The sequence below is a fragment of the Thiocapsa sp. genome, from assembly GCF_035467215.1.
Lineage (GTDB): Bacteria > Pseudomonadota > Gammaproteobacteria > Chromatiales > Chromatiaceae > Thiocapsa.
On record NZ_DATITZ010000235.1, the window covers coordinates 1 to 2,600 of the forward strand.

The 2,600-nt window shown below is 64.0% G+C and carries 3 protein-coding genes; 1 reads left to right on the forward strand and 2 read right to left on the reverse strand.

Features of this window, described 5'->3' with window-relative positions:
• Positions 1-333 precede the first annotated feature (333 nt).
• Together VLR48_RS13225 and VLR48_RS13230 are read right to left on the reverse strand one after the other, a co-directional pair.
• Positions 334-1,173: a c-type cytochrome gene (locus VLR48_RS13225; RefSeq protein WP_325292244.1), complete on the reverse strand. Its 840-nt coding sequence runs from the start codon at positions 1,171-1,173 to the stop codon at positions 334-336.
• Positions 1,174-1,350: 177 nt separating this feature from the next.
• Entirely contained in the window at positions 1,351-1,815 is a 465-nt protein-coding gene (locus tag VLR48_RS13230; protein ID WP_325292245.1) for a CBS domain-containing protein, read from the reverse strand.
• A 376-nt stretch (positions 1,816-2,191) separates the two neighbouring features.
• Here VLR48_RS13230 and VLR48_RS13235 point away from each other — a divergent pair.
• Positions 2,192-2,600, forward strand: a 409-nt coding sequence (locus VLR48_RS13235; protein WP_325292246.1) for an ATP cone domain-containing protein, incomplete at its 3' end; no start/stop codon positions are given.

The following is a 2,600-nucleotide window of genomic DNA, read 5'->3' on the forward strand; positions in this document are numbered from 1 at the left end:
ACGGTCGTGCCTTTGCTACACGCTTCTTTCAGCTTGCCCTCACGGCGTCCACCTTGCGCTTCGCTACGGTTGTCGTCACTCTCTCCGGCGACCTCTTTGCAGATCGCAAGTCTTGGCCCATGCCGGGCACACTAGGGGCGAATTGATTCGCCCATAAGAGCGGTTCTCGCGGCGAGAACACCTTTTCCACCGTTGTCGTTCTCGTTGTCGTTGTCGTTGTCGTTTTCGATTACGATTCCGACAACGACAACGATTAGGCTCCGGCCGCGTGGGCGAATCAATTCGCCCCTACCCCGACATTGTCGGTGGTCCTATGGGCGACTGAAGTTACCCCTACCGGGCGGGCGGAACGGAAGGATACGCGGGCGGCTCGGCCGAAGGCAGCGCCTCCATCAACCCCGCGGGCATCGGCGGCATGGGCGGCACGCCCATCGGATCGCGGACATAGGCGGGAAAATCCGGATTGGTCCAGCCCGTCTCGGCCAGCTTGCTCCGGGGCGGACGCAGCCGCGACGTATAGTCGAGCACGGCCGCCTGGTGACGCGGCGTGAAGCCGTCGATCTGCTTGACCATCTTGGGATCGGAGTTCTTGCGGCGCCCCGTGCGGATCGCATCGAACTGGCGCATTAGATAGAGATAGTGCTGGCCCGCGATCGCGGGGATATGTTCCGCCTCGTTGCCCTCACCGTTCTCGCCGTGGCATTTCGTGCAGTGCTCCGCGTAGACCTCCTGTCCCAACGCTAAATCCACGCCCGGCCCGACCCCGTTCTCGGGCGTCATGGGAAGCTGCGCCACATAGGCCGCCACATCGGCGACGCTCTGAGGGCCTCCGAGGATGCGCGGGACCGAGAAGGGATACATGAGCGGATTGTCGCGGTTGCGTGCTCGAATATCCGCAAGCTGCTTGATGATCACGGTGCGCAGCTGTCCGGCGATCTGGGGATAGGTCCCGTCGGGCGCACCCCAGCCCTCCGGACGATGGCAGACCGCACAGGTCAGATAGACCCTGCGTCCGTTCTCCAAATCGGGTGTGAGCGTCATGACCTGCTCGTATTCGAGCCGGGCGGTTTCGGCCGGGCTTTCCGCGGGTGCGGGGTCTTGGGCAGCGGCCGCTGTCGAGACGAGGCCCGACAGGGCGATTGACAGGCCGATCGCAAATGCGGGGCGAGACATCTTGACCTCCAAACTGAAGACCAGGGCCGGGTCCCGACCGTTGGATGCACGACGCCGGCGCGACGCGGATGATCCGCGCGCCGCCAGGTCGGCAAACCGGCATGAGCCCGGCATCGGCAATGAGAAAACGGACCGCGCCACCGCGGCCCGGCACAGCGATACCCGATCGACGCGGACTCAGAGGCCCTTCAAACCGCCTGTCACGTTGGCCTGGAAGATGGCCTTGTGAACGTCGCCGATGCTGAGCATACCGACCAGCCGCCCCTCGTCCGCAACCGGGATACGCCGGAAGTTATGGCGAACCATCACGGTCGCCGCGCGCAGGACATGCATCTCCGGATCGACGGTCACCGGATTGGGCGTCATCAACTCCTCGGTCTTCAGCCCCAGGATCTCGGAGTAGCGCGCCATCTCCTTGTCGAGGTCGACCGAATGCAGCCCCTCGGCGATGAGCTTGTCGAGCTTGGGAAACAGGCTGTGCAGCAGATCCCGCTCGGCGATGATACCGACCAGCTTTTCATCGCTGTCGACCACGGGCAGGCCGTGAAAGCGATAGAGACACATCAAGGACGCCACCTCGACGATCCGGGTATCGGGGGTCACCGAGCGTACCGATCGACTCATCACATCTTTGACTTTCATCTAGGCCATCCTCCGATTGTGTTGTGGTCGGCCGCATGCGCGAGACCGAGGTGCAGCTCTCGCGACGACCGTCCGCGCATTATAGACAGGTCCGCGCCGATCATCGCCGTCGGCACGCCCCATTCACAAGACCGGCCCGTCGGGCGTATGAACGACTCGTAGGCGAGAATCCGTCGAACCCGCGTCGGGCTTGGCTCCACCGCTTTTTTCCACAGGTCCTCCACAGACTGATCCACGGCTTTTACACAAGATCTTGTGGTTGACGGATTTCCTATACAACATATATTGTGTCTTTCGTGCAGCGCCCGTTCGGCCGTCCAAGGCGCCGACCACCCATAAGAACCACCCCGCCGTCACACCGCACCCAGGAGGAGCCATGTCCACCGAGAGCCCGTCGTTGGTCGAATCCACGTCCGCCGAAGACGTCGACGTCCGCGCCAAAAGGACATCGGGGCAGGCCCCGAGCCCGGCCCGGCACAGTGACTCGGCTCCCGAGATCACCGCCCACACCCCGGGCAAGGTCCAGGTCATCCGCCGCAACGGCAAGGTCACCCATTTCGACCCGAACAAGATCATGGTCGCCATGACCAAGGCATTCCTGGCTGTGGAAGGCGGCTCGGCGGCGGCCTCCAGCCGCGTCCACGACCGGGTGCGCGAGCTCGCGGAGCAGGTGACCTCGGCCCTCACGCGGCGCCTGCCCGGCGGCGGTACCGTCCATATCGAGGACATCCAGGATCAGGTCGAGCTGGCTTTGATGCGTGCCGGCGAGCACAAGGTCGCGCGCG